This is a genomic window from Streptomyces bugieae (genome assembly GCF_036352915.1).
In the GTDB taxonomy this organism is placed as follows: Bacteria; Actinomycetota; Actinomycetes; order Streptomycetales; family Streptomycetaceae; genus Streptomyces; species Streptomyces endophytica.
Genome location: NZ_JAZBJP010000061.1, coordinates 1 through 25,774, shown reverse-complemented (window position 1 = coordinate 25,774; position 25,774 = coordinate 1). Strand labels below are relative to the sequence as shown.

General features: G+C 71.8%; 23 protein-coding genes and 1 pseudogene. 20 read left to right on the top strand and 4 right to left on the bottom strand.

The window, feature by feature from the left end; all coding sequences use genetic code 11:
- Positions 1-823, bottom strand: a pseudogene (locus tag V2J85_RS39260) (Fe-S oxidoreductase); the annotation flags it as partial.
- A 306-nt stretch (positions 824-1,129) separates the two neighbouring features.
- Between V2J85_RS39260 and dnaK the strand changes: the two are divergent.
- The 4 genes from dnaK to V2J85_RS39240 are packed head-to-tail and all read left to right on the top strand — an operon-like array spanning position 1,130 to position 5,305.
- Entirely contained in the window at positions 1,130-2,980 is a 1,851-nt protein-coding gene (gene dnaK, locus V2J85_RS39255) for a molecular chaperone DnaK (protein ID WP_261956873.1), read from the top strand.
- On the top strand, positions 2,977-3,633 hold the full coding sequence (gene grpE / locus V2J85_RS39250) for a nucleotide exchange factor GrpE (protein WP_261956874.1): 657 nt from the start codon (positions 2,977-2,979) through the stop codon (positions 3,631-3,633). The genes dnaK and grpE overlap by 4 nt, the downstream gene beginning before the upstream one ends.
- Before the next feature lie 45 nt (positions 3,634-3,678).
- Complete coding sequence (dnaJ, locus tag V2J85_RS39245) at positions 3,679-4,851, top strand: molecular chaperone DnaJ (protein WP_330824247.1); 1,173 nt, start codon at positions 3,679-3,681, stop codon at positions 4,849-4,851.
- Position 4,852: 1 nt separating this feature from the next.
- Positions 4,853-5,305, top strand: coding sequence for a heat shock protein transcriptional repressor HspR (locus tag V2J85_RS39240; RefSeq protein WP_261956876.1), 453 nt, complete (start codon positions 4,853-4,855; stop codon positions 5,303-5,305).
- A gap of 121 nt (positions 5,306-5,426) precedes the next feature.
- On the opposite strand, the gene V2J85_RS39235 is transcribed toward V2J85_RS39240, so the two are convergent.
- Together V2J85_RS39235 and V2J85_RS39230 are read right to left on the bottom strand one after the other, a co-directional pair.
- Positions 5,427-5,831, bottom strand: a complete 405-nt coding sequence (locus tag V2J85_RS39235; protein ID WP_261956877.1) for a hypothetical protein — start codon at positions 5,829-5,831, stop codon at positions 5,427-5,429.
- A 396-nt stretch (positions 5,832-6,227) separates the two neighbouring features.
- Positions 6,228-6,632, bottom strand: a complete 405-nt coding sequence (locus tag V2J85_RS39230) for a pyridoxamine 5'-phosphate oxidase family protein (RefSeq protein WP_261956878.1) — start codon at positions 6,630-6,632, stop codon at positions 6,228-6,230.
- A 164-nt stretch (positions 6,633-6,796) separates the two neighbouring features.
- Between V2J85_RS39230 and clpB the strand changes: the two genes are divergently transcribed.
- A complete protein-coding gene (clpB, locus tag V2J85_RS39225; protein WP_261957543.1) occupies positions 6,797-9,433 on the top strand; it encodes an ATP-dependent chaperone ClpB in 2,637 nt (878 codons plus the stop codon).
- A 171-nt stretch (positions 9,434-9,604) separates the two neighbouring features.
- A complete protein-coding gene (locus tag V2J85_RS39220) occupies positions 9,605-10,141 on the top strand; it encodes a YbjN domain-containing protein (protein WP_030414448.1) in 537 nt (178 codons plus the stop codon).
- Between the two features lie 101 nt (positions 10,142-10,242).
- On the opposite strand, the gene V2J85_RS39215 is transcribed toward V2J85_RS39220, so the two are convergent.
- Positions 10,243-11,445: a pyridoxal phosphate-dependent aminotransferase gene (locus tag V2J85_RS39215; protein ID WP_261956879.1), complete on the bottom strand. Its 1,203-nt coding sequence runs from the start codon at positions 11,443-11,445 to the stop codon at positions 10,243-10,245.
- A 199-nt stretch (positions 11,446-11,644) separates the two neighbouring features.
- Here V2J85_RS39215 and V2J85_RS39210 point away from each other — a divergent pair, with 199 nt between their 5' ends.
- From V2J85_RS39210 to V2J85_RS39145, 14 genes are all read left to right on the top strand, one after another.
- Positions 11,645-11,893, top strand: coding sequence for a hypothetical protein (locus V2J85_RS39210; protein WP_261956880.1), 249 nt, complete (start codon positions 11,645-11,647; stop codon positions 11,891-11,893).
- A 305-nt stretch (positions 11,894-12,198) separates the two neighbouring features.
- Positions 12,199-12,720, top strand: a complete 522-nt coding sequence (locus tag V2J85_RS39205) for a DUF2617 family protein (RefSeq protein WP_261956881.1) — start codon at positions 12,199-12,201, stop codon at positions 12,718-12,720.
- 199 nt (positions 12,721-12,919) lie between these two features.
- Positions 12,920-14,617, top strand: coding sequence for a polyamine aminopropyltransferase (locus V2J85_RS39200; protein WP_330824246.1), 1,698 nt, complete (start codon positions 12,920-12,922; stop codon positions 14,615-14,617).
- A gap of 113 nt (positions 14,618-14,730) precedes the next feature.
- Entirely contained in the window at positions 14,731-15,579 is an 849-nt protein-coding gene (locus tag V2J85_RS39195; protein WP_330824245.1) for an SRPBCC domain-containing protein, read from the top strand.
- A 58-nt stretch (positions 15,580-15,637) separates the two neighbouring features.
- Complete coding sequence (locus tag V2J85_RS39190) at positions 15,638-16,486, top strand: aldose epimerase family protein (RefSeq protein WP_330824244.1); 849 nt, start codon at positions 15,638-15,640, stop codon at positions 16,484-16,486.
- 10 nt (positions 16,487-16,496) lie between these two features.
- Positions 16,497-17,039 carry an orotate phosphoribosyltransferase gene (pyrE, locus tag V2J85_RS39185; RefSeq protein WP_030414455.1) on the top strand — a complete coding sequence of 181 codons (543 nt, stop codon included), beginning with the start codon at positions 16,497-16,499 and terminating at the stop codon, positions 17,037-17,039.
- A gap of 217 nt (positions 17,040-17,256) precedes the next feature.
- Complete coding sequence (gene fbaA / locus V2J85_RS39180; RefSeq protein WP_261956885.1) at positions 17,257-18,279, top strand: class II fructose-bisphosphate aldolase; 1,023 nt, start codon at positions 17,257-17,259, stop codon at positions 18,277-18,279.
- A gap of 108 nt (positions 18,280-18,387) precedes the next feature.
- On the top strand, positions 18,388-19,947 hold the full coding sequence (locus V2J85_RS39175) for an MFS transporter (protein ID WP_330824243.1): 1,560 nt from the start codon (positions 18,388-18,390) through the stop codon (positions 19,945-19,947).
- Positions 19,948-20,087: 140 nt separating this feature from the next.
- Positions 20,088-20,501 (top strand): DUF3151 domain-containing protein, encoded by a 414-nt coding sequence (locus V2J85_RS39170; RefSeq protein ID WP_261956886.1) that lies wholly within the window; start codon positions 20,088-20,090, stop codon positions 20,499-20,501.
- 208 nt (positions 20,502-20,709) lie between these two features.
- Entirely contained in the window at positions 20,710-21,552 is an 843-nt protein-coding gene (locus V2J85_RS39165; RefSeq protein ID WP_030809928.1) for a tryptophan 2,3-dioxygenase family protein, read from the top strand.
- Positions 21,545-22,804: a kynureninase gene (gene kynU, locus V2J85_RS39160; protein WP_330824242.1), complete on the top strand. Its 1,260-nt coding sequence runs from the start codon at positions 21,545-21,547 to the stop codon at positions 22,802-22,804. Before V2J85_RS39165 ends, kynU begins: the two co-directional genes overlap by 8 nt.
- Positions 22,801-23,562 carry an alpha/beta hydrolase gene (locus V2J85_RS39155; RefSeq protein WP_261956888.1) on the top strand — a complete coding sequence of 254 codons (762 nt, stop codon included), beginning with the start codon at positions 22,801-22,803 and terminating at the stop codon, positions 23,560-23,562. The genes kynU and V2J85_RS39155 overlap by 4 nt, the downstream gene beginning before the upstream one ends.
- Positions 23,563-23,710: 148 nt before the next feature.
- The gene (locus V2J85_RS39150) at positions 23,711-25,024 is read left to right on the top strand and encodes a sensor histidine kinase (protein WP_261957544.1); all 1,314 of its coding nucleotides are present in this window, start codon (positions 23,711-23,713) and stop codon (positions 25,022-25,024) included.
- Positions 25,021-25,677, top strand: a complete 657-nt coding sequence (locus tag V2J85_RS39145) for a response regulator (protein WP_030414463.1) — start codon at positions 25,021-25,023, stop codon at positions 25,675-25,677. The genes V2J85_RS39150 and V2J85_RS39145 overlap by 4 nt, the downstream gene beginning before the upstream one ends.
- The last annotated feature ends 97 nt before the right edge of the window (positions 25,678-25,774 follow it).

The window sequence follows — 25,774 nt, the reverse complement described above, 5'->3', positions numbered from 1 at the left end:
CGAAGTCGATGGGCTTGCCGGCCGAGGTCATCGGCTGCAGTGCGCCCAGGGCGACGTCGCCGTCGGCCTCGCGCTTGAACCAGATGTTGGGGAAGGCCAGGAAGCGGTGCCAGGCCACACCCATGTCGGTCTTCAGGGCGACCGTGATCATCCAGATGAAGGAGGTCGCGATCTTCAGGCCGGCGAAGAAGTAGGTCAGGTTCTGGAGCGTGCCGACGTCCAGGCCCCTGAACCAGGCGACCACCGGGTACGAGATGAAGAACGACGCCTCGTAGGCGTCCACGTGGTGCTGGGCGCCCTCCAGGGCGTGCAGCGTGAAGATGCAGACGCCGACGATGAGGATGACGGCCTCGACGAAGTACGCCTGGCCGAAGTTGGAGCCGGCGAAGCGGGACTTGCGGCCCGGCTTGTTCGGCTTGCTCAGCTGGCGGATCACGATCAGGGCGAGGATGCCGAGGGTCGTCATCGTGCCGAGGAACTCGACGAAGACGTTGTACGGCGCCCAGTCACCGATGACCGGAAGGATCCAGTCGGCCTTGAAGAGCTGGCCGATGGCGTTGACGATCGTCAGCAGCAGCGAGAAGAAGCCCACCGCCACGAACCAGTGCGCGACACCGACGATGCCCCAGCGGTTCATCCGGGTGTGGCCGAGGAACTCCTTGACCACGGTGACCGTTCGCTGAACGGGGGCATCGGTGCGGGTGCCGGCGGGTACGGGCTGGCCGAGCCGCATCTGGCGGTAGATCTGCAGGATGGCGCGGCCGAACAGCGCGACACCGATCGCGATGAGGACCAGCGACACGATGATCGCGGCGAGTTGCATGAGGGGCTCCTCGGACCTGCGAGAGCGGAAGACGGAGAGCGTTGAGCGGGCCCAGCGCTCTACTACTGAGTAACTTTTTGGGTCTGCGGCTGAGGTTACCCATTCTCCCCGGCCCCATGAAGGCGCCCGGCCGGTGATCTGTGTCGCGAAGGCAACCCTGCGTCGAGGGCGGACGTCCTTGGTGGTGGCCGGGTGACGATAAGGGCGACATAAAAGTTGAGTGGACTCGACTCAGCTCTGTTGACAGGTTTTTCTCGGTGTTGCACTCTTGAGCCTGTTCCACTCAAGTCAGCTGGAGGAATTGAAATGGCACGTGCGGTCGGCATCGACCTGGGCACGACGAACTCCGTCGTCAGTGTTCTTGAAGGCGGTGAGCCCACCGTCATCACCAACGCCGAGGGCGCCAGGACCACGCCGTCCGTCGTCGCTTTCGCGAAGAACGGCGAGGTGCTGGTCGGCGAGGTGGCCAAGCGCCAGGCGGTCACCAACGTCGACAGGACGATCCGGTCGGTCAAGCGCCACATGGGCACCGACTGGAAGATCGGCATTGACGGCAAGGACTTCAACCCGCAGCAGATGAGCGCCTTCATCCTGCAGAAGCTCAAGCGGGACGCCGAGGCGTATCTGGGCGAGAAGGTCGTCGACGCGGTCATCACCGTTCCGGCCTACTTCAACGACTCCGAGCGCCAGGCCACCAAGGAGGCCGGTGAGATCGCGGGCCTCAACGTCCTGCGCATCGTCAACGAGCCCACCGCGGCCGCCCTGGCCTACGGCCTGGAGAAGGACGACCAGACCATTCTGGTCTTCGACCTCGGTGGCGGCACCTTCGACGTCTCGCTGCTGGAGATCGGCGACGGCGTCGTCGAGGTGAAGGCCACCAACGGTGACAACCACCTCGGTGGTGACGACTGGGACCAGCGCGTCGTCGACTACCTGGTCAAGCAGTTCCAGAACGGCCACGGCGTCGACCTGTCCAAGGACAAGATGGCGCTGCAGCGTCTGCGCGAGGCCGCCGAGAAGGCGAAGATCGAGCTGTCGTCGTCCACCGAGACGACGATCAACCTGCCGTACATCACCGCCTCGGCCGAGGGCCCGCTGCACCTGGACGAGAAGCTCACCCGCTCGCAGTTCCAGCAGCTCACCGCGGACCTGCTCGAGCGCTGCAAGACCCCGTTCCACAACGTGATCAAGGACGCCGGCATCCAGCTGGCCGAGATCGACCACGTGGTCCTGGTCGGCGGTTCGACCCGTATGCCGGCCGTCGCCGAGCTCGTCAAGGAGCTGACCGGCGGCAAGGACGCCAACAAGGGCGTCAACCCGGACGAGGTCGTGGCCATCGGCGCCACCCTGCAGGCCGGTGTCCTCAAGGGTGAGGTCAAGGACGTCCTCCTGCTGGACGTCACCCCGCTGTCCCTCGGCATCGAGACCAAGGGCGGCATCATGACCAAGCTCATCGAGCGGAACACGACGATCCCGACCAAGCGGTCCGAGATCTTCACCACCGCCGAGGACAACCAGCCGTCCGTGCAGATCCAGGTCTACCAGGGCGAGCGCGAGATCGCGGCGTACAACAAGAAGCTCGGGATGTTCGAGCTGACCGGTCTGCCGCCGGCCCCGCGTGGCGTCCCGCAGATCGAGGTCTCCTTCGACATCGACGCCAACGGCATCATGCACGTGACCGCGAAGGACCTGGGCACGGGCAAGGAGCAGAAGATGACCGTCACCGGCGGCTCCTCGCTGCCGAAGGACGAGGTCGACCGGATGCGGGAGGAGGCCGAGCGGTACGCGGACGAGGACCACAAGCGCCGCGAGGCCGCGGAGGCCCGCAACCAGGGCGAGCAGCTCGTCTACCAGACCGAGAAGTTCCTCAAGGACAACGAGGACAAGGTCCCGGGCGAGGTCAAGACCGAGGTCGAGGAAGCCGTCAATGAGCTGAAGGAGAAGCTCAAGGGCGAGGACACCGCGGAGATCCGCACCGCCACCGAGAAGGTCGCGGCCGTCTCCCAGAAGCTCGGCCAGGCCATGTACGCCGACGCGCAGGCCGCGGGCGCCGAGGGTGCTCCGGCCGGTGAGCAGGCCAAGGCCGACGCCGCCGACGACGTCGTGGACGCCGAGATCGTCGACGACGAGAAGCCCAAGAAGGACGGTGCCGCGTGACGGAGGAGACCCCGGGCTTCGAGGAGAAGCCCGACGTCCCCTCTGACGCCGCATCCCCCGAAGACGCGGCGCAGGAGGCCGAGTCCGCCGACACGGCGGGCTCGGCCCCGGCCGGGGACGTACCGGACGTAGCGCTCCAGGCGCAGCTGGACCAGGTGCGCTCGGCGCTCAACGAGCGCACGGCGGACCTCCAGCGGCTCCAGGCGGAGTACCAGAACTACCGCCGTCGGGTGGAACGGGACCGGGTCGCGGTCAAGGAGATCGCGTCGGCGAACCTCCTGTCCGAGCTCCTTCCCGTGCTCGACGACGTCGGCCGGGCGCGTGAACACGGCGAGCTGGTCGGCGGCTTCAAGTCGGTCGCCGAGTCGCTGGAAACCGTGGTCGCCAAGCTCGGTCTGCAGCAGTTCGGCAAGGAGGGCGAGCCCTTCGACCCGACGATCCACGAGGCCCTGATGCACTCGTACGCGCCGGACGTCACGGAGACGACGTGCGTGGCGATTCTGCAGCCCGGGTATCGCATCGGTGAGCGAACGATCCGCCCCGCGCGGGTCGCCGTCGCCGAACCGCAGCCGGGCGCGCAGAGCGCCAAGTCCGCCTCGGACGAGGACGCCAAGGCTTCGGACGAGGAGAGCGGTGGCCCGGAAGAGGGCTGACGTGAGGACCGACAGAAGAACCGCGCGGGAGGAGGGACGTCGGGGATGAGCACCAAGGACTTCGTCGAGAAGGACTACTACAAGGTCCTCGGCGTCCCCAAGGACGCCACCGAAGCGGAGATCAAGAAGGCGTACCGCAAGCTGGCCCGGGAGAACCACCCGGACGCCAACAAGGGCGACGCCAAGGCCGAGGAGCGCTTCAAGGAGATCTCCGAGGCCAATGACGTCCTGGGGGACGCCAAGCGCCGCAAGGAGTACGACGAGGCGCGCGCGCTGTTCGGCAACGGCGGCTTCCGGCCGGGGCCGGGCGGCGGCGGCAGCTTCAACTTCGACCTGGGCGACCTGTTCGGGGGCTCGGGTGGTGGCGGCGGTGCCGGCGGCTTCGGCGGCGGGCTCGGCGACGTCTTCGGCGGTCTGTTCAACCGCGGCGGCGGCGCGGGTACGCGTACCCAGCCGCGGCGCGGCCAGGACGTCGAGTCCGAGGTGACGCTGAGCTTCACCGAGGCGGTCGACGGGGCCACGGTCCCGCTGCGGATGTCCAGCCAGGCGGCCTGCAAGGCCTGTTCGGGCACCGGCGACAAAAACGGTACGCCTCGGGTCTGCCCGACCTGTGTCGGCACCGGCCAGGTCAGCCGGGGCGCGGGCGGTGGCTTCTCGCTGACCGACCCGTGCGCCGACTGCAAGGGCCGCGGCCTGATCGCGCAGGACCCGTGCGACGTCTGCAAGGGCAGCGGACGGGCCACCAGCGCGCGCACGATGCAGGTCCGCATCCCCGCGGGCGTCTCCGACGGGCAGCGGATCCGGCTGCGCGGCAAGGGCGCCCCCGGTGAGCGGGGCGGCCCGGCCGGCGATCTGTACGTGGTCGTGCACGTCGGCGCCCACCCGGTCTTCGGCCGCAAGGGCGACAACCTCACCGTCACGGTGCCGGTCACCTTCCCGGAGGCGGCGCTCGGCGGCGAGGTGAAGGTGCCGACGCTGGGCGGCCCGCCGGTGACGCTGAAGGTGCCGGCCGGCACCCCCAATGGACGCACGATGCGGGCCCGGGGCAAGGGCGCGGCCCGCAAGGACGGCACCCGGGGTGATCTGCTGGTCACCATCGAGGTCGTCGTTCCCAAGGACCTCAGCGACGAGGCGAGGGAAGCGCTGGAGTCCTATCGCGAGGCGACCGCGGGGTCCGACCCGCGGGCGGAGCTGTTCCAGGCCGCGAAGGGAGCTTGAGATGGAGAGCCGGGGCGGGCAGCGTCGTAACCCCTATGAACTGACCGAAGAGTCGCCGGTGTACGTCATCTCCGTCGCGGCTCAGCTCTCCGGCCTGCATCCGCAGACCCTTCGGCAGTACGACCGGCTGGGGCTGGTCTCGCCCGACCGCACGGCCGGGCGGGGCCGCCGCTACTCCGCCCGGGACATCGAGCTGCTCCGCACGGTGCAGCAGCTGTCCCAGGACGAGGGCATCAACCTCGCCGGCATCAAGCGCATCATCGAGCTGGAGAACCAGGTCGCGGCCCTGCAGCAGCGGGTCGCCGAGCTGCAGGGCGCCCTGGAGGGCGCGGCCAGCGCGATGCAGCAGCGGGAGGCCGCGGTGCACGCCTCCTATCGGCGCGATCTGGTGCCGTATCAGGACGTGCAGCAGACCAGTGCGCTGGTGGTGTGGCGGCCGAAGCGGTCCGAGTGACGGGCGCCGCGCCCTGTGGTTCACGGCCGGGGGCCGGGGTGGTGACGAGCCGCCCCGGCCCTTTGCCGTGTGCGGGCGGGCGAGGGGCGTTGCCGGCCGGCCAGGGCCCTGCGCGGGGCGTTCAGCAGCCGTTGTAGCCCGCGGTCGGCATCGACAGCCGGCGGTGCACCTGTGACTTCATCGCGAGCGTGTAGACCGGCTCGTCGAGGTCGGCGATCTCCAGCCGGACGCCGGCCGCCGCGCACCGGGCGCTGAACTCGTCGGCGCCGTCGATGGCGTTCTCCAGCGCCCGCCGATTGGGCGTCACGAACACGTCGACCAGGCCCTTTTCGACGTCGCGCCACAGCGCGCTGTGGTCGGCGCGCAGGTGGTGCAGGGTGAGCTGGCAGGTCAGGTGGTAATCACGGGCCGCCGCCCACTGTTTGCACATGTCGTGCTGGCTGCGGTCATCGACCAGGAACGGATCCTCGTCCAGCTCGGACAGCGGCATCAGGCAGGCGATCGCCGTCACTCGGACCGAGTTCATCGTGCCCTCCGGTGCGTGGCGACTGTGGGGGCGACGATACCCCCGAGGGCGGCCCGTGGAGGAGGGGCTGTACCGGGTGGCGAGGCGTATCCGCAGGCGTGGCAGATCTTCCAGCCGTCCTGGTTGACCGCGAGCTGGCCGCCGCAGCGCGGGCAGAGCTCGGCGTGCGGGCGGGGACGGGTGGGGCGCGGACGGCGCGGAGCGGTCGTCACGATGCGCAAAGCCGACGCCATGGCGCCTCCAGCTGCCTTCTTCTGGCCGGGACGAGGCCGAAGTCGCCCGTCGTTGTCCGGTGCTGTTCGGTCCCCGTCGTACTTGAGTACCAGGTGATGCTGTGACACCGGATGCGGAGGGTCCGTTTTCGGACAGGTGTGGACCAGGAGCCCCTGGGGGCGCTCAGGCCCGTCCCATGGCCCTGGTGACCGCGATCTCGATCATGACCCGATCGGGGTTGGGAGCCGGCGTCCGGCCGTACCGCTCGGCGTACCGCGCGACCGCGTCGGCCACCGCCTCGGCCTCGGTCCGCACCCGCGCGACGCCCTCCAGGGTCGCCCAGCGGCCCCGGTCGACCTGGCACACCGCGACCCTCGCCCCGTCCGGCCCGGCGGCCAGCACGTTCTTGACCTTGGTGCTGTCCTTGCGCGTGATGACCCGCGCGATCCGCTGCTCCGCGTCGTAGGTGACCCCCACCGGAACGACGTGCGGCGTCCCGTTCGGCCGCGGCGTGGTGAGCGTCGACATCAGGTACTCGCCCCAGAAGGCGAGGTACTCGGGACTGAGGGCGCTGAGGTCGTGGGCCATGCGGGCCAGCGTAATGGGGGGCAGGGTAAGGAGGGGCGCCGGAGCCTGAATCAGGCTTGAGTGGAATAGACTCAACTTATCGCACGTTGGCATAGGCAGGATTGGCTCAGGGAACCTGCGCCGGTACGGGCTATGGGCACGAGTACGAGGAGGATCACGAGGCCGTGGACGCCGAGCTGACCAACAAGAGCCGGGAGGCGCTGAGCGCCGCCAATGAGCGGGCGGTCACCGCCGGGCACGCGGACATGACGTCCGCGCATCTGCTGCTCGCGCTGCTGGCCGGGCAGGACAACGAGAACATCATGGACCTGCTGGCCGCCGTGGAGGCCGACGCCGCCGCGCTGCGCAACGGAGCCGAGCGGCAGCTCTCGGGGCTGCCCAGCGCGCAGGGCTCGACGGTCGCCCCGCCGCAGCCGGACCGCGAGCTGCTGACCGCGATCGCGGACGCCACCCAGCGGGCCAGGGACCTCGGGGACGACTACGTCTCCACCGAGCACCTGCTGATCGGGATCGCCGCCAAGGGCGGGCGCACCGGCGAGCTGCTGGAGCAGCAGGGCGCCTCCGCCAAGAAGCTGCTGGCCGCGTTCGAGGCGAACCGCGGCGGGCAGCGGGTGACCAACCCCGACCCGGAGGGCACGTACAAGGCGCTGGAGAAGTTCGGCACGGACTTCACCGCGGCCGCCCGCGAGGGCAAGCTCGACCCGGTCATCGGCCGGGACCACGAGATCCGGCGGGTGGTGCAGGTGCTCTCCCGCCGTACGAAGAACAACCCGGTGCTGATCGGCGAGCCGGGCGTCGGCAAGACCGCCGTCGTCGAGGGGCTGGCGCAGCGGATCGTCAAGGGCGACGTGCCCGAGTCGCTGCGCAACAAGCGGCTGGTGGCGCTGGACCTGGGGGCGATGGTCGCGGGCGCGAAGTACCGCGGTGAGTTCGAGGAGCGGCTGAAGACCGTCCTGGCGGAGATCAAGTCCAGCGAGGGCCAGATCATCACCTTCATCGACGAGCTGCACACCGTCGTCGGTGCCGGTGCCGGCGGGGACTCGTCGATGGACGCGGGCAACATGCTCAAGCCCATGCTGGCCCGCGGTGAGCTGCGGATGGTCGGCGCGACCACGCTCGACGAGTACCGCGAGCGGATCGAGAAGGACCCCGCGCTGGAGCGGCGCTTCCAGCAGGTGCTGGTCGCCGAGCCGACCGTCGAGGACACGGTGGCGATCCTGCGCGGCCTCAAGGGCCGTTACGAGGCGCACCACAAGGTGCAGATCGCCGACTCCGCGCTGGTCGCCGCGGCCACCCTCTCCGACCGCTACATCACCTCCCGTTTCCTGCCGGACAAGGCGATCGACCTGGTCGACGAGGCCGCGTCCCGGCTCCGGATGGAGATCGACTCCTCGCCGGTGGAGATCGACGAGCTCCAGCGCGCCGTCGACCGCCTCAAGATGGAGGAACTGGCGCTCCGCAACGAGACCGACGCCGGCTCCGTCGCGCGCCTGGAGAAGCTGCGCAAGGACCTCGCCGACAAGGAGGAGGAGCTGCGCGGACTGACCGCCCGGTGGGAGAAGGAGAAGCAGAGCCTCAACCGCGTCGGCGAGCTGAAGGAGAAGCTCGACGAACTGCGCGGCCAGGCCGAGCGCGCCCAGCGGGACGGCGATTTCGACACCGCGTCCAAGCTGCTCTACGGCGAGATCCCGGGCGTCGAACGGGAGCTGGAGGAGGCCGCGGCCGCCGAGGCCGTGCAGGAGGCCGCCAAGGAGTCCATGGTCAAGGAGGAGGTCGGCCCGGACGACATCGCGGACGTGGTCGGCTCCTGGACCGGCATCCCGGCCGGCCGCCTCCTGGAGGGCGAGACCCAGAAGCTGCTCCGTATGGAGGAGGAGATCGGCAAGCGGCTGATCGGCCAGAACGAGGCCGTCCGCTCGGTGTCGGACGCGGTCCGCCGCACCCGCGCCGGGATCGCCGACCCGGACCGGCCCACCGGCTCGTTCCTCTTCCTCGGCCCGACCGGCGTCGGCAAGACCGAGCTGGCCAAGGCGCTCGCCGACTTCCTCTTCGACGACGAGCGGGCGATGGTCCGGATCGACATGTCGGAGTACGGCGAGAAGCACAGCGTCGCCCGCCTGGTCGGCGCGCCGCCCGGTTACGTCGGCTACGAGGAGGGCGGCCAGCTGACCGAGGCGGTCCGCCGCCGCCCGTACAGCGTGATCCTCCTCGACGAGGTGGAGAAGGCGCACACCGAGGTCTTCGACGTCCTGCTCCAGGTGCTCGACGACGGCCGGCTCACGGACGGCCAGGGCCGCACGGTCGACTTCCGGAACACCATCCTGATCCTCACTTCCAACCTGGGCTCCGCCTTCCTGATGGACCCGCTGCTGAAGGAGGAGGAGAAGAAGGAGCGGGTGCTGGAGACCGTCCGGGCGTCCTTCCGGCCCGAATTCCTCAACCGGCTCGACGACGTGGTGGTCTTCCACCCGCTCGGCACGGAACAGCTCCAGCGGATCGCCCGGATCCAGCTGGACCACCTCCAGCGCCGGCTCGGCGACCGCCGGCTCACCCTGGACGTCACCGACCGCGCGCTGGACTGGCTCGCCTGGCTGGGGCACGAACCGGTCATCGACGCCCCCGCACCCGACCTGTCGTACGGTGCCCGGCCGCTGCGCCGCCTGGTGCAGACGGCCATCGGCGACCAGCTCGCCCGGGCCATCCTGGCCGGCGAGGTGCTCGACGGCGACACCGTACGGGTGGACGTGGACGGCGACGGGGAGCGGCTGACGGTGGCGGCCGCCGGGCGCGCCGCGGCCTGAGCCGGCCCGGACCGGGCGGCGACCGCCCGCCCGGTCCGGCCCGGTGCCGCCGGTGGATCGCCCGGATCATGCCCTTGACCCACACGTTGCCCGCACCGGCCCCGTCCGGGCTTGCCAGGGTGGGGCGGATGTGGGGGAGGATGGCAGGGACCATACGAAGGGAATTCCACGGTGAGCATCGACCCGTCCTCGATTCCGAATTTCGGGGGCCAGCCCGAACCGCAGCCGTCGGGGCCTGATGGTCCCGTCCTGCCAGACCAGGACCTGGTCAAGCAGCTCCTCGACCAGATGGAGCTGAAGTACGTAGTCGACGAGGAGGGTGACCTCGCCGCCCCGTGGGAGCAGTTCCGCACGTACTTCATGTTCCGGGGCGAGGAGGAGCAGCAGATCTTCTCCGTCCGCACGTTCTACGACCGTGTCCACGGCCTCGATGAGAAGTCGAAGCTGCTGGAGGCGATCGACGACTGGAACCGCCGGACGCTGTGGCCCAAGGCCTACACCCACACCCATGACGACGGCACGGTCCGTCTGATCGGTGAGGCATCGATGCTGATCGGCACCGGTGTTTCGCTCGAACACTTCGTGTCGAGCACGGTCAGCTGGGTTCGCGCCTCGATCGAATTCGACAAGTGGATCGTCGAGCAGCTCGGTTTGGAGGCCGAGATCGACGGCGACTCCGACGACAAGCCGGGCGAGGAGGAGGGCTGACGCCCCCCTTTCACCCCGGACCCGGCTGCGCGGGCCCAGGAGCATCCGCTCCGGGGCCCGCGTCGTCGTGTGCGGGTCCTTCCGGCCGGCTGTCCGGCCGACTATCCGGCCGTCAGCGCCTTCAGCCGCCCCGCCGCCTCCTGGAGGACCTCGATGCTCTTGCAGAAGGCGAAGCGGACGAAGGGGGTGCCCTGGTCCTTGTGGTCGTAGAAGACGGCGTTGGGGATGGCGACGACGCCGGCGCGCTCGGGCAGGGCGCGGCAGAAGGCGAAGCCGTCGCCGTCCTGGGACAGCTCGGCGCCGAGCGGGCGGATGTCGGTGGTGATGAAGTACGTGCCGGCGGGCCGGAAGACCCGGAAGCCGGCGTCGGCCAGGCCGGCGGCGAGCACATCGCGCTTGGCGCGCAGATCGTCGCGCAGCCCGGTGTAGTAGGCGTCGGGCAGGGCCAGTGCCTCGGCGACCGCGTACTGGAAGGGCCCGGCGGAGACGTAGGTGAGGAACTGCTTGGCCGAGCGGACCGCGGTGATCAGCTCCGGCGCCGCGGTGACCCAGCCGACCTTCCAGCCGGTGAAGGAGAAGGTCTTGCCGGCCGAGCTGATGGTGACGGTGCGGTCGCGCATGCCGGGGAAGGACGCGAGGGGCAGGTGCTCGCCCTCGAAGACGAGGTGCTCGTAGACCTCGTCGGTGATCACGAGGAGGTCCCGCTCCACGGCCAGCGCGGCGATGGCGGAGAGCTCCTCGCGGGTCAGGACGGTGCCGGTGGGGTTGTGGGGGGTGTTGAGGAGGAGGAGGCGGGTGTCGTCGGTGACGGCGTCGCGCAGCTCGTCGAGGTCGAGGCGGTACGTACCGGATTCCGGCTCGGCGCGCAGGGTCACCGGCACCCGGCGGCCGCCCGCCATGGCGATGCAGGCGGCGTAGGAGTCGTAGTACGGCTCCAGCGCGACGACCTCGTCGCCCGGTTCGAGGAGGGCGAGCAGCGCGGCCGCGATGGCTTCGGTGGCGCCGGCGGTGACCAGGACCTCGGTGTCGGGGTCGTACGCGAGGCCCAGGTGGCCGTAGAAGCGCTCCTGGTGGGCGGCGACGGCGGTGCGCAGCTCGGGGATGCCGGGGCCGGGCGGGTACTGGTTGCCGCGGCCGTCGCGCAGGGCGCGCACCGCCGCCTCCCGGACCTCCTCGGGGCCGTCGGCGTCCGGGAAGCCCTGGCCGAGGTTGAGGGAGCCGGTGCGTACGGCGAGTGCCGACATCTCGGCGAAGATCGTGGTGCCGAATTCGGCGAGGCGGCGATTGAGCAGCGGTCGGTCCATGCGCGCCATCCTGCGCCGAACCTCTGGACTTCCTCAACTGTGCTTTGAGACGCGGAGGGCCAGGGCATCAGCCCCACCACATCAAGGAGACAAGCGGCCGCCGACGCGGCGGCCGGCGGCCCGGGAGGGGCCGGGACGGCGCACCGGGCGCCGGACGGAGCGTGCCTCGCTTCGGGGGAGTGAAAGGAGTGTGAGGCAGATGATGGGGTTCGTGTTCTTCGCGCTGGTCTGCGCGGTGGTGATCGGGGTCGTGGCCCTGGCGGTGCGCAACGGGGGCGGTGGCGGACGCGGCGGGAGCTCGGCCGGCGCCAGCTGGTGGGCGGGTGGTGACTCGGGGTCGAGCGGCCACCACGGCGGGCATCACGGCGGCGGTGGCCACCACGGCGGGCACTCGTGCGGCGGCGGCGGTGGCTGCGGTGGTGGCGGGGGCTGCGGCGGAGGGTCCTGAGCCGTACACATGCGGGTGGCGCATGTACGTCCGCATATGCGCCCGGCGGGTCGCTGATGAGCGCCAACACCCGCTGGGCGCACGGCAGTTGAACAGTTGAACTGCTAGGCCCTCTAGGGGATGGAAAGCCGGAGAACATGGGTAAAACTGCTGTGGTGACCGGGCATTCATGATTCCCTCTTCATAGAGAATCCCCCACGTTCTCCGATTCCCACGTGGGCACGAGCCGGCAGGCAGACGTACATTCCTGATCCTTCACGGGCGGGCCGGCCCACCATTCCACTGCGTGCTTGCGGAGCCGACCCATGCTCACCACTTTGAAGACGGCGTACACCGATACCCGCGCCTGTGACCTGGCCTGGGCGCTGGACAGGGAACCCCTGCCGGCGCTGGCCGTACTCGACCTCCAACACCACGACATCCAGGTCCAGTTGAGGCTGCTCGGCGCCTCCCACCAGGTCATCCTCGAAGAGGAAAGCGGGACGTGTTCCGAGACCGTCGCCTGCATGCCGGGCAGCAGCACCCCGCTTCCGCTCGGCGTGGCCAAGCGGCTGGGGGACTGGGAGTACGAGTTCGCCGCGCATGTGGAGACCCTGTCGCGCGGTTCGTTCGCGGGGCGCGCGCAGGAGTTGCTCGCGCTGGTCGCCGAGCATCCGTACGGGCTCGCCGGGACGTTCCCCGGTTCGCCGCACGCCTTCACGGCGCTGCTGGCGCAGTGCCAGCGGGACCAGGTGCGCTGGCGGACCTGGCACGCGTATCCGCAGGAGGGCCGTTTGGTGGCCACCCGGACCCGGGTGGGCGTACGCGCAGCGGTCGCGGCCGTCTAGAGCGGGCACCTCCCCTTGCGGGTACGCGCCCGGCGGGTGGAGAGGCGACGGGGCGCGCGGTGTGGTGCACGCGGGCGCACAACGCCCGCCGTCCGCCGTCGACTTGCGCTACGACTTCGCTCAACTGACGCGTGTAGCCCGCAGAGTGCACACGTGTGGGTGACCAATCAGTACGGAATCGTCACGTAGCGTTCACTTCATGATCGACCCGCCAGAGTCCGCTCTCACCGGCACCCTCGGGCCGCCGGAGGTCATGATGCCGGCGCGGCTGCCCGTCCCGGCCGGGCTCGGCCGGCTGCTCGTGCTCGGCGTGGTCTTCGTCTGCGCCGCCTGCGGACTGGTCTACGAACTCGAACTCGTCGCGCTGGCCACGTACTTGGTGGGCGACTCGGTCACCCAGGCGTCGGTCGTGCTGTCCGTCATGGTCTTCGCGATGGGCATCGGCGCGCTGCTCGCCAAGCGGCTGCGGTGCCGGGCGGCGGTCGGCTTCGGCGCGGTCGAGGCCGGCCTCGCGCTGGTCGGCGGCAGCTCCGCGATGGCGCTCTACGCCTGCTTCGCCTGGTTCGCCCAGTCCCGCTCCGCGCTGGTCGCCTTCTCCCTGGTCATCGGCGTCCTGATCGGCGCCGAGGTGCCGCTGCTGATGACCCTGATCCAGCGGGTGCGGCGGCAGGACGCCGGCGGGGCGGTCGCGGACCTGTTCGCGGCGGACTACGTCGGCGCGCTCGTCGGCGGCCTGGCCTTTCCCTTCCTGCTGCTGCCGAGCCTCGGCCAGCTGACCGGCGCGCTGGTCACCGGCGCCGTCAACGACGTGGCCGGCGGCGCCCTGGTGCTCTGGCTGTTCCGCCGCGACCTGTCCCGCCGCGCCCGCTGGACCCTGCTCGTGGCGAACGTCCTCGTGCTGGCGCTGCTCGCCACCGGCGTGCTGCTGGCCGCGCCCTTCGAACGGGCCGCGCGCCGGGCGGTGTACGGCTCGGCGGCCCGGGTCGCGGTGCAGACCGGCATCCAGGAAGTGGTGCTGACCGGCGGTACGGGAACCGGTGCGGGACGGGCGAGGAAAGGTTCCGGCCCGCCCCTGGAGCTCTATCTCGACGGCCGGCTCCGGGTCAGCGGGGACACCGAATGCCGCTACCACGAAGCGCTGGTGCACCCGGCGATGGCCGCCGGGCCGCACGCCCGGGTCCTGGTCCTGGGCGGCGGCGACGGCCTGGCCGTGCGCGAGATCCTCCGCTACCGCGCGGTCCGCTCGGTCACCGTCGTCGAGCTCGACCCCGGCGTCCTCCGGCTGGCCCGTACGGACCCCGGCCTGACCCGCCTGAACGACCACTCGCTCGGCGACCCCCGGGTCCACGTCGTCACCGCCGACGCCTTCGACTGGCTGCGCGACCGGGACGCCCCCGGGCACCGCACGGCGCCGTACGACGTCATCGTCTCCGACCTCCCCGACCCCGGCATCACCGCCAGCACCAAGCTGTACTCCCAGGAGTTCTACGGCCTCGCCACGCGGCTGCTGGCCGACCGCGGGCGCCTGGTGGTGCACGCCGGACCGCCTGTGGCCCGGGCCCGGGCGTACTGGACGGTGGACGCGACGGTCCGCTCGGTGGGCCTGGCCACCGACCCGTACCGCATGCCCGGCCGCCCCGCGTCCTTCTTCGGCCCGGACCGCTCGGCCGACCCCACCCCGCGGTCGACCGGCGAGCCGCTCACCGCCGGACCGACGCCCGGCTACTGGGGCTTCGTGCTCGCCGCCCGGCAGCGCCCCCGCTTCGGCCCCGCGCCCGACGCGCCCCCGCCACCGGTGACCCGCGAGGCGCTCCGGGCCGCCCGCCACGGCGACCTCCGCGACCGCATCCCCGGCCTGCCGGCCTCCACGCTGATGCGTCCGCGCTACCAGGACTGACCCCCTCCGCGACCCGGGGCAGGGTACGCGCGGCGGCCCCGACCCGGGCCGGAGTGCAGAAAGTTGTGCGTGGGCGGGCACGGTCCCGGAGGTGCTGGGTAGGCTCCGTTGTCATGGAGCATGAGGTGTACGTTCCGTTTCCCGTCCGGACCGTGCGGCAGGCGCTCACCGAACCGGAGCGGGTGGCGCGCTGTGTCCCCGGAGTCCAGCTCGACGCCGATGCCGCCCCGCACCGCCCCGAGGGCCGGCTGCGGCTGCGCATCGGAAGCTCCACCATCACCTACCGCGGCAGTCTCACGGTCGGCGAACCGGCGGACGGCGGCCCCGGTGACGACGGCACCGCCGAACTGACCGTCGAGGCGAAGGGCACCGAATCCGTGGGTGACGGCGCGGTCGCGCTGACCCTGACCGTACGGCTCTCCCCGGCCACCGAGCCCGGCCCCGGTACCACCCTGGCCTGCGCCGGCACCGTCCACAGCGACGGCCGGCTGGCCGAGGCCACCGACCGGTCCGTCGAGACCGCCGGGCGCCGGCTGCTGGACCGGTTCGCCGAGAACCTCGCGGACGACCTGCGGCAGCACCCGGTCACCGAGGGGCCCGCCCGGACCGGCGTCTTCGACGCCGAGGTGCCGCCGCCCGCCCTGGACCCGCTCAGCGACGAGGACGCCATCGAGGAGGCCGACCTGGCCGACGCGGGCGACGCGGCCGAGGAGCCGGGGTTCGGCTACGAGGACGAGCTGGACGAGGTCGCCCCGGCCGAGGCCGCGCACGCCCGCCGCACGATGATCGGGCGCAGCGCCGAGGAGGTCGACCACGCCCCGCCGCGCGGCCGGTACGCGCCGGTGCCCGCACCCGAGCCCAACGCCACCTCGCTCACCCTGCGCTGGGCGGCGCCGGCCGCCGCGGTGGTGCTGGCGTCCGCCGTCGTCGTCGGCCGGGTGCTGCGCCGCCGAAACCGCTGACCGCGGCCGCCGGCGACTTCCCCCGGCGCGGCCCAGCGCACCGCTAGGGTCGGGCCCCGTGAGTACCGACAACACCACGCAGGGCGGCGCGCCGGACGGGGTACGGCTGGCCGCCGGAGACACCGAAGTGACCGTCCGGCCGGACAACGGCTGCCGGATCAAGAGCCTCCGCGTCGGCGGTACGGAACTGCTGCGGCAGGGCGACAAGTACGGCTGTTTCCCGATGGTTCCGTGGTGCGGCCGGCTCGCGCACGGCGAGTTCCGCAACGGCGGCGAGCTGCACCGCATGCCGCTGAACGCCCCGCCGCACGCGATCCACGGCACCGGCCGCAACCTCCGCTGGCACACCGCCCGCACCGGCCCCACGGAGGCGGCCTTCACCTACGACCTCACCGACCCGGCGGCCCCCTGGCCGTACCCGGGCCGGGTCACCCAGCTCGTCCAGCTCGGCGCGGACGGTGCCTCGCTCACCCTCACCATGGGCGTCGAGGCCACCGGCGACTCCTTCCCGGCGCAGGCCGGCTGGCACCCGTGGTTCCGGCGGAACCTCGGCGAGGGGAAGGACGTACACCTCGACTTCCTGCCCGAGTGGCAGGAGGAGCGGGGCCCGGACCACCTCCCGACCGGCCGCCGGATCACCCCGCGGCCCGGTCCCTGGGACGACTGCTTCGGCATGCCGCGCGGGGCGGCCGCCACCCTCACCTGGCCGGGCCGCCTGGAACTGAAGGTCACCAGCCGCGCCGAGTGGGTGGTGGTCTACGACGAGCAGGAGGCCGCGGTCTGCGTCGAACCGCAGACCGGCCCGCCCAACGGACTCAACACCCTGCCGCGCCTGGTCACGCCCATCGATCCGCTGGAGATCTCCATGACCTGGAGCTGGCGGAGCCTGTCCGGCGACACCGCATAAGCTCAAGACCATGAGTGACGACGTGCGCGGCGAGCTGCTGCAGCAGATCAAGGACAAGGCCGTGGTGCACGGCAAGGTGACGCTTTCCTCCGGCAAGGAGGCCGACTACTACATCGACCTGCGCCGGATCACCCTGGACGGCGAGGCCGCGCCGCTGGTGGGGCAGCTGATGCTGGACATCACCGCCGACCTGGACTACGACGCGGTGGGCGGGCTGACGCTGGGCGCCGACCCGGTCGCGACCTCCATGCTGCACGCCTCCGCCGCGCGCGGCCGGCGGCTGGACTCGTTCGTCGTCCGCAAGGCCCAGAAGGCGCACGGCATGCAGCGCCGCATCGAGGGCCCGGACATCACGGGCCGCCGGGTCCTGGTCGTCGAGGACACCTCCACCACCGGCGGCTCCCCGCTGACCGCCGTCGAGGCGGCCCGCGAGGCGGGCGCCGAGGTCGTCGCGGTGGCCACCATCGTCGACCGCGGCGCCGCGTCCGCGATCGCCGACGCCGGACTGCCCTATATCACGGGCTTCCAGCTCGCCGACCTCGGCCTTGCCTGAGGGCGGTACGGCGCCCGGCGCTGACGCGGACGCACCGCGCTGACCTGCGGGTTCGTCGAGGGGTGGGCGGTTTCACGGGAAACCGACCACCCCTTTCGCGTGGTGGCCGGATGGGGGAGGTGGAGCAATCCACGGAGTCTGGGAAGATGTGCTCGGCAACGTCGCCGTCCCAGGTCAGGGCCAAGAACGCACACCCGCACATACAAGGAGCGGACAGATGCCCATCGCAACCCCCGAGGTCTACAACGAGATGCTGGACCGGGCGAAGGCAGGCAAGTTCGCCTACCCGGCCATCAACGTCACGTCGACGCAGACGCTGCACGCCGCACTGCGAGGGTTCGCCGAGGCCGAGAGCGACGGCATCATCCAGATCTCCACCGGTGGTGCGGAGTTCCTGGGCGGCCAGCACAACAAGGACATGGTGACCGGCGCGGTCGCGCTCGCCGAGTTCGCGCACGTCGTGGCCGACAAGTACGGCATCACCGTCGCGCTGCACACCGACCACTGCCCCAAGGACAAGCTCGACGGCTACGTCCGCCCGCTGCTCGACATCTCCGCCGAGCGCGTCGCCAAGGGCCAGAACCCGCTCTTCCAGTCGCACATGTGGGACGGCTCGGCCGAGACCCTCGCCGACAACCTGGCCATCGGCCAGGAGCTGCTCGCCAAGGCCGCCGCCGCCAAGATCATCCTTGAGGTCGAGATCACCCCGACCGGCGGCGAGGAGGACGGCGTCAGCCACGAGATCAACGACGAGCTCTACACCACGGTCGACGACGCGCTGCGCACCGCCGAGGCGCTGGGCCTGGGCGAGAAGGGCCGCTACCTGCTCGCCGCCTCCTTCGGCAACGTCCACGGCGTCTACAAGCCGGGCAACGTCGTGCTCCGCCCCGAGCTCCTCAAGGACCTCCAGGAGGGCGTCGGCGCCAAGTACGGCAAGGCCGCGCCGTTCGACTTCGTCTTCCACGGCGGCTCCGGCTCCACCGAGCAGGAGATCGCCACCGCGCTGGAGAACGGCGTGGTCAAGATGAACCTCGACACGGACACGCAGTACGCGTTCTCCCGTCCGATCGCGGACCACATGTTCCGCAACTACGACGGCGTGCTGAAGGTCGACGGCGAGGTCGGCAACAAGAAGACCTACGACCCGCGCAGCTGGGGCAAGCTGGCCGAGGCCGGCATGGCCAAGCGGGTGACGGAGGCTTGCGCGAACCTCCGCTCCACCGGAACCAAGATCAAGTAGCCGTAGGTTTTCGGCTGCCCGCCGCAGGTGGGCCGAGTGGGGGCGGGCGTCCGTGGGCGTCCGCCCCTTCGTCGTGCGAGGGGCCCGGGTGGCGGGCAGGCTCGGGCTATGAGCGATGTGCGGCTGAGGTCCTCGCAGGGGCGGTGGGTCCTGCTGACCGCCGTGCTGGGGTCCGGGATGGCGATGCTGGACAGCACCGTCGTCAATGTCGCGCTGCCGCGGATCGGACAGGATCTCCATGCGGACCTCGCGGTGCTGCAGTGGACGGTGACCGCCTATTTGCTCACCCTCTCCGCGCTGATCCTGTTGGGCGGGGCGCTGGGGGACCGCTACGGGCGGCGGCGGATCTTCGTGATCGGGGTGATCTGGTTCGCCACCGCCTCGCTGTTGTGCGGGCTGGCGCCGCAGGCCGGTGTGCTGATCGCGGCCCGGGCGCTGCAGGGGGTCGGCGGGGCGCTGCTCACGCCCGGTTCGCTCGCCCTGATCCAGGCGGTCTTCCGGCCGGACGACCGGGCCCGGGCGGTCGGTGCCTGGTCGGGGCTGGGCGGCGTGGCCGCGGCGATCGGCCCGTTCGTCGGCGGCTGGCTGGTGGACGGGCCCGGCTGGCGCTGGGTGTTCTTCGTGAACGTACCGCTGGCGCTGGTGTGCGTACCGGTGGCGCTGCGGCACGTCCCCGAGACCCGGGAGCGGGACGCGGCGGCGCGCCGCGGGTTCGACGTGGCGGGCGCGGTGCTGGGCGCGCTGGCGCTGGCCGGGGTGACGTACGCGCTGATCGAGGCGCCCGGCCGGGGTGCCTCGCCCGGGGTGGTCGTCCCCGCGGTGGCCGGTGTGCTGCTCGGGGTGGCCTTCGTCCGCGTCGAGGGGCGCCGGGCGGACCCGATGCTGCCGCCCGCGATCTTCCGCATCCGCCTGTTCTCCGCGATCAACGCGGTGACGGTGTGTGTCTACGCGGCGTTCAGCGGCTTCTTCTTCCTGGCCGTCCTCCAGCTCCAGGTCGTCGCGGGCTACTCGGCCCTCCAGGCCGGCGTCGCCCTGCTGCCGACCACCGTGCTGATGCTCCTGCTTTCCGCCCGCTCCGGTGAGCTCGGCCAGCGCATCGGGCCGCGGATCCCGCTCACCGTCGGACCGGTGCTGTGTGCCGCCGGAATGCTGCTGATGATCCGGGTCGGCCCGGGTGCCTCGTACGTGGCCGACGTGCTGCCCGCGCTGGTCGTGCTGGGCATGGGAATGGTGACGCTGGTCGCGCCGCTCACCTCGACCGTGCTGGCGTCGGTGGACGTGGACCGGGCGGGTCTCGCGAGCGGCATCAACAACGCGGCGGCCCGGGCCGCGGGCCTGATCGCGGTGGCCGCCCTGCCCCTCCTGGCGGGCATGGGCCCCGAGGCGTACCGCTCGGCCGACCAATTCGCCGCCACCTTCCGCCGCGCCATGCCCCTGTGCGCCGCCGTCCTCCTGGTCGGCGCCCTCATCGCCTGGCTGACGGTGCGCCCCGCGCCCCGCCCCGCGACCCCACCCACCAAGGAACCCTGCCACCCCGAATGCACCTACCACTGCGGAGTGGCCTCCCCACCGTTGGACCCCGGCGACACACCGCACCAGCCCCCACCCACCTCCACTCCTCCCCCCACGGGAGGGGACGGGCCGGAGGGGCCTGGTGTGTGGACGTAAGGCGAAGCAGTCCACACACCAGGCCCCGGAGGCCCGTCACCGCACCCAAAAACAACCCAGCCCGCCGCAGGCGCAACGCTGCGGAAAGCCGAGTACGTGCGCAGGGCCGCCGCACGCACACCGTGGGGGAAACTAAGAACATGCCCATTCACGAAAACCTGCTGGGGGGACCGCCCCCCACCCACCTCCCCGACGACCCCGAGCCCCGTGAGGCGCTCGCGGCCGGTACCGCGCCGGCCGATGTCGCCGCGAAGTACCCGACGTCCTCCCTCGCCTGGGCGCAGCTCGCGGACGACGCGTTCGAGGGCGGCCGGGTCGTCGAGTCGTACGCGTACGCCCGCACCGGCTACCACCGCGGTCTGGACGCGCTGCGCCGGGCCGGCTGGAAGGGCCACGGCCCGGTGCCGTTCGAGCACGAGCCCAACCGCGGCTTCCTGCGGGCGCTGCACGCCCTCGCCCGGGCCGCCGGGGCGATCGGCGAGCAGGACGAGTACGAGCGCTGCTCGCAGTTCCTGAAGGACTCCTCGCCGACGGCCGCCCAGACCCTGGGCTGACCCCACGACGCGACCGCGGGCCCCCCGACGGGACCGGCCCACGACGCCGCGCCCGCGAAGGCGCCCTCTGGCCCGCCTGGCCTCCAGACCAGGCGGGCCTTGCACATGCCAGGGACCATTGCGGAAGATGCCCGGTGGGGACCGGGGCCCCCGTGCCGGAATCGGCAGGGGCGGACCGCTACCCGGAGTACGTTTCGAGGAGACAGCGATGTCCCACGAGGTAACCGGCGGGGCTCAGGAGCCTGAGACCCCGAACCTCGACTTCGCAGGTACCACCCCGTACGAGGACTACGTCCAGGCGGACGTCCTCACCCATCTCCAGCAGCCGCTCTCCGACGATCCCGGCGAGATGGTCTTCCTGGTCACCACCCAGGTCATGGAGCTGTGGTTCACCGTCATCGTCCACGAGTGGCGGACCGCGGCCGAGGCGCTGCGCCGTGACGACCTGCCGGTGGCCATCGACGCGCTGCGCCGCTCCGCGTACGAGCTGGAGGCGCTGAACGCCGCGTGGAAGCCGCTGGCCAAGCTGACCCCGGCCCAGTTCAACGCCTACCGCAGCGCGCTCGGCGAGGGTTCCGGGTTCCAGTCGGCGATGTACCGGCGGCTGGAGTTCCTGCTCGGCGAGAAGTCCGCGTCGATGCTGGTGCCGCACCGCGGCGCCCCCCGCGCGCACGCCGAGCTGGAGAAGGCGCTGCACGAGCCGAGCCTGTGGGACGAGGTACTGCGGCTGCTGGCCCGCCGCGGCCACCCGGTCCCCGCGGCCGTACTGGAGCGGGACCCGGCGCAGCGCTACGAGCCGGACCCGGCGGTGGAGGCCGTGTGGGCGGAGATCTACGCGGGGGAGCAGGAGTCCGAGCTGGTCCGGCTGGGCGAGGCGCTGACCGAGGTCGCCGAGCTGGTCTGGCGATGGCGCAACGACCATCTGGTCGCGACCCGGCGGGCGATGGGGGCGAAAATGGGTACCGGTGGTTCCGCGGGCGTCGCCTGGCTGGAGAAGCGGGCCCGCAAGAACGTGTTCCCCGAGCTGTGGACGGCGCGCAGCCATGTCTGAGACCCCCGAGTTCCCCGTGGCTCCCGCGTCCGGGAGCGAACTGGCCATACGCGCGGCGGAGTTGGACGCCGCCGATCCGCTCGCCGCGGTCCGTGAGCGGTTCGTCCTCGACGACACCGTCTATCTGGACGGCAATTCCCTCGGCGCGCTGCCCCGCGCGGTGCCCGGCCGGATCGCCGACGTGGTCGCCCGTGAGTGGGGCGAGCTGCGCATCCGCTCGTGGACCGAATCCGGCTGGTGGACCGCGCCCGAGCGGATCGGCGACAAGATCGCTCCGCTGATCGGGGCCGGTCCCGGCCGGGTGGTGGTCGGCGACTCGACCAGCGTGAACATCTTCAAGGCCGTGGTGGGCGGCGTCCGGATGGCCGGGAAGGGCTGTACGGAGATCCTCGTCGACGCCACGACCTTCCCGACCGACGGCTACATCGCCCGGTCGGCGGCGCGGATGACCGGCCTCGCGGTGCGGCCGGTGGAGCCCGCCCGGATCGCCGACGAGGTCACCGAACGCACCGCGGTCGCGCTGGTCAACCACGTCGACTACCGCACCGGCCGGCTCAACGACCTGCCGTCCATCACCACCGCGCTGCACTCCGCGGGCGCGCTGGCCATCTGGGACCTGTGCCACAGCGCGGGCGCGCTGCCGGTCGGCCTCGACGCGTACGGCGTGGACCTCGCGGTCGGCTGCACGTACAAGTACCTCAACGGCGGCCCGGGTTCGCCCGCGTACCTCTACGTCCGCGAGGGGCTCCAGGAACGGTTCGAGTCGCCGCTGCCGGGCTGGAACTCGCACATCGACCCGTTCGCGATGGACCCCGGCTACGCCCCCGCCGACGGCATCCTGCGCGGCCGGGTCGGCACCCCCGACATCCTGTCGCTGCTGGCGCTGGAGGCGGCGCTGGAGGCCTGGGAAGGGGTGTCCATCGAGGAGGTGCGGGCCAAGAGCCTGGCGCTGACCGACTTCTTCCTGGAGTGCGTGGACGCCCATGTGCCGCCGGGCCGGGTCCGGTCGGTGACCCCGGCCGACCACCGGCAGCGCGGCAGCCAGGTGGCGCTGGAATGTTCCGGGGCAGGCGAGGTGATGGACGAGCTGATCCGGCGCGGCGTGGTCGGCGACTTCCGCCACCCGGACGTGCTGCGCTTCGGCTTCACCCCGCTCTACACCTCCTTCGCGGACGCGGAGCGGGCGGCGCGGGTGCTCGGCGAGGTGCTGGGCGCGCAGCCGGACGCGGTGGCGCCGGGGACCGTCGGGTGAGCGCGGCGGACGAGGAGTCGGCGCTGCTGGGGCTCGCCCCGGTGGCGCCGGACCGCACGCTGGCCTACGGGCCGCACCCGGACCAGGTCGTCGATCTCCACGGCCCGTGGGACACCGCCGCCGGCCCGCCGGTGGTGCTGCTGCACGGCGGGTTCTGGCGCGCGGCCTACGACCGGTGCCATCTGTCGCCGCTGGCCGCCGCGCTGGCCGGGCAGGGGCGGCCGGTCGCGCTCGTCGAGTACCGCAGGGTCGGTGCGGGCGGTGGCGCGCCGCAAACCTTCGAGGACGTGGCGGCCGGCATCGCGGCCGTGGCGGCGTTGACACCCGGCGCCGGCGGTCCGGTGCTGGTCGGGCACTCGGCGGGCGGCCACCTCGCGCTGCTCGCCGCGGCCCGGCCCGGCACCCCGGTCGCCCGGGTGCTGGCCGTCTCGCCGGTCGCCGATCTGGCGCGCGCCCATGAGCTGGGCCTCAGCGACGGGGCGGTGGCGGAGCTGCTCGGACCGGAGCCCGGCCGGGCGGAGCGGCTGGCCGCCGCCGACCCGGTGCGCCATCCGCCGGCCGGCGTCCCGGTGACGATCCTGCACGGCACCGACGACCCGGACGTCCCCCCGGAGCTCTCCCGCCGGTACGCCGCGGCGCACCCCGGCGGCACCGAGCTGCGGGAGCTGCCGGGCGTCGGGCACTACGCCCCGGTGACGCCGGGCACCCCGGCCTGCGCCACCCTGTGCGGGCTGCTGCCCGGGCCCGTTCCGCGGTGATCCCGGACACCGCGCCGACCAGGTAGTACTTGAGACGGACCCCGGCAGATCCCCATTGGTGGGGACGCCCGGCGGTCCGTCTCTGCTTACCGTTGTCTGCGTGAACGAGAAGACCCAGTCGCAGAGCACCCTGCGCTCAGAGGCCCGGATAGCTCATGGTGCGCTGCATCGGCTGCGCCAGGACCTGTTCCTCGACGCCTTCGCCTTCCGCCCGATGCCGCCGCTGGAGGACGCCAAGGTGCTCCGGTGGGTCCCCTGGCTGCCGGAGCGGCTGCGGCACTGGGCGCGCTGGCTGCCGCACCTCATCGTCAGCGGTTTCTCGGGGCTGGTCTTCCTGGCGACCTTCACCATGGGCTACGACATGGGGCCGGTGCGCGGCGTCCTGGTCGGCGGCTTCTCCCTGCTGGTCGCCGCCGCGCCGGCGCTCACGCTCTTCCGGCCGGTGGGTGCCTACTGGCTGTCGCTGGGCACGTTCCTGGTGTCGGTCATGGCAGATGCGATCATGTTCGATTACCCCAGCGCCTTCAGCGGCACCGCCTATCCCACGCTGCTGGCCGTGATGACGCTGGTTGTGCTGCGCACCCGGCCCCGGCTGGCGGTGGAGATGTGGCTGGTCACCTTTGGTGCGGGGGCCGTGGTGATGGTGGTCACCAGGAACGGCTCGGGGGATCTGGCGCCGGTGATGGCCTTCAGTGCCATGGTGCTGATCTCCGCCGCCGCGGTCCGCGCCTGGCGTGAGGAGCGCCGGCAGGTCGTCGAGACGCAGACCGTGACCGCCGAGGAGCGGTCCCGGCGCACCCTCCTGGAGGAGCGCGCCACCATCGCCCGGGAGCTGCACGACGTGGTGGCTCACCACATGTCCGTGATCGCCATCCAGGCCGAGGCGGCCCCCTACCGGGTCGAGAACACCCCGCCCGAGCTCGCCACGTCCTTCGCGACGATCCGCGAGAACGCCGTCGCCGCGCTCACCGAACTGCGCCGCATCCTGGGCGTGGTCCGCTCCGAGGACCCGGACGCGTTCATGGAGGCCGACCCGGAGGCCCCGCAGCCGACCCTGGCCAGCCTCGATTCGCTGCTGGACAGCGTCCGCGGCGCCGGGCTGACCGTCGAGGCGGTGATCGTCGGTGCGTCGCGTCCGCTGCCGCAGGGCGTGGAGCTCTCCGCGTACCGGATCGTGCAGGAGGCGCTGAGCAACACGCTGCGCCATGCGCCGGGTGCCGACGCCCGGGTGGAGATCTCCTACGTGCTCGGCGGGCTCGGCCTGCGGATCGTCAACGGCGCCCCGAGCCGGCTGGCCAGGCCCTCCCCGGGCGCGGGCCACGGCGTGCTGGGCATGCGCGAGCGGGTGCAGATGCTGGGCGGCGAGATGACCGCCGACCACACCGAGGACGGCGGCTTCGAGGTCGCGGCGTTCATCCCGGTCGCCCCGTTCGAGACCACCGCCAAGGGAGGTGCGGCATGATCCGGGTGCTGATCGTCGACGACCAGGTGATGGTCCGCGAGGGGTTCTCCGTCCTGCTCAACGCCATGCCGGACATCGAGGTCGTCGGGGAGGCCGTGGACGGCCGCCAGGCGGTGCGGAAGGTCGCGGAGCTCAAGCCCGATGTCGTCCTGATGGACATCCGCATGCCGGAGATGAACGGTCTGGACGCGACCCGCGAGATCGTCGCCGCCGACGCGGACGCCAAGGTCCTGGTCCTGACCACCTTCGATCTGGACGAGTACGTCTACCAGGCGCTGCGCGCCGGGGCCAGCGGCTTCCTGCTGAAGGACGCCTCGGCCGGCCAGCTCGCCGAGGGCGTGCGGATCGTCGCCTCCGGCGAGGCCCTGCTGGCCCCGACCGTCACCAAGCGGCTGATCTCGGAGTTCTCCCGGCTGGGGACGCCCCGCGCCCCCGCGCAGGAGCGCATCGCCGATCTGACGGAACGCGAGACCGAGGTGCTGGTGCTGGTCGCCCAGGGCCTGTCGAACGGCGAGATCGCGGCCCATCTCGTCGTTGCCGAATCGACGGTGAAGACGCACGTCAGCCGCATCCTGGTGAAGCTCGGCCTGCGCGACCGCACGCAGGCGGCGGTCTTCGCGTACGAGGCGCGGCTGGTGACACCCGGCGCCTGACCCCCACCCGGGTCCACAGCCTGTGGACACGAGTACGCCGCCGGAGTCCGCTACAGCTCCGGCGGCGTACGGCTGGGGGGGGGGGGGGGGGGGGGGG

Excerpts from the sequence above, each read along its gene's own strand:
- V2J85_RS39230 (WP_261956878.1), bottom strand. The coding sequence starts at position 6,632 with ATGGCCCACGACCTCAGCGCCCTCAGTCCCGAGTACCTCGCCTTCTGG.
- V2J85_RS39195 (WP_330824245.1), top strand. The coding sequence starts at position 14,731 with ATGGAGCATGAGGTGTACGTTCCGTTTCCCGTCCGGACCGTGCGGCAG.
- V2J85_RS39210 (WP_261956880.1), top strand. The coding sequence starts at position 11,645 with ATGATGGGGTTCGTGTTCTTCGCGCTGGTCTGCGCGGTGGTGATCGGG.
- V2J85_RS39200 (WP_330824246.1), top strand. The coding sequence starts at position 12,920 with ATGATCGACCCGCCAGAGTCCGCTCTCACCGGCACCCTCGGGCCGCCG.
- V2J85_RS39165 (WP_030809928.1), top strand. The coding sequence starts at position 20,710 with ATGTCCCACGAGGTAACCGGCGGGGCTCAGGAGCCTGAGACCCCGAAC.
- dnaK (WP_261956873.1), top strand. The coding sequence starts at position 1,130 with ATGGCACGTGCGGTCGGCATCGACCTGGGCACGACGAACTCCGTCGTC.
- fbaA (WP_261956885.1), top strand. The coding sequence starts at position 17,257 with ATGCCCATCGCAACCCCCGAGGTCTACAACGAGATGCTGGACCGGGCG.
- pyrE (WP_030414455.1), top strand. The coding sequence starts at position 16,497 with ATGAGTGACGACGTGCGCGGCGAGCTGCTGCAGCAGATCAAGGACAAG.
- V2J85_RS39170 (WP_261956886.1), top strand. The coding sequence starts at position 20,088 with ATGCCCATTCACGAAAACCTGCTGGGGGGACCGCCCCCCACCCACCTC.
- kynU (WP_330824242.1), top strand. The coding sequence starts at position 21,545 with ATGTCTGAGACCCCCGAGTTCCCCGTGGCTCCCGCGTCCGGGAGCGAA.
- V2J85_RS39205 (WP_261956881.1), top strand. The coding sequence starts at position 12,199 with ATGCTCACCACTTTGAAGACGGCGTACACCGATACCCGCGCCTGTGAC.
- V2J85_RS39215 (WP_261956879.1), bottom strand. The coding sequence starts at position 11,445 with ATGGACCGACCGCTGCTCAATCGCCGCCTCGCCGAATTCGGCACCACG.
- V2J85_RS39175 (WP_330824243.1), top strand. The coding sequence starts at position 18,388 with ATGAGCGATGTGCGGCTGAGGTCCTCGCAGGGGCGGTGGGTCCTGCTG.
- V2J85_RS39145 (WP_030414463.1), top strand. The coding sequence starts at position 25,021 with ATGATCCGGGTGCTGATCGTCGACGACCAGGTGATGGTCCGCGAGGGG.
- V2J85_RS39235 (WP_261956877.1), bottom strand. The coding sequence starts at position 5,831 with ATGAACTCGGTCCGAGTGACGGCGATCGCCTGCCTGATGCCGCTGTCC.
- dnaJ (WP_330824247.1), top strand. The coding sequence starts at position 3,679 with ATGAGCACCAAGGACTTCGTCGAGAAGGACTACTACAAGGTCCTCGGC.
- V2J85_RS39240 (WP_261956876.1), top strand. The coding sequence starts at position 4,853 with ATGGAGAGCCGGGGCGGGCAGCGTCGTAACCCCTATGAACTGACCGAA.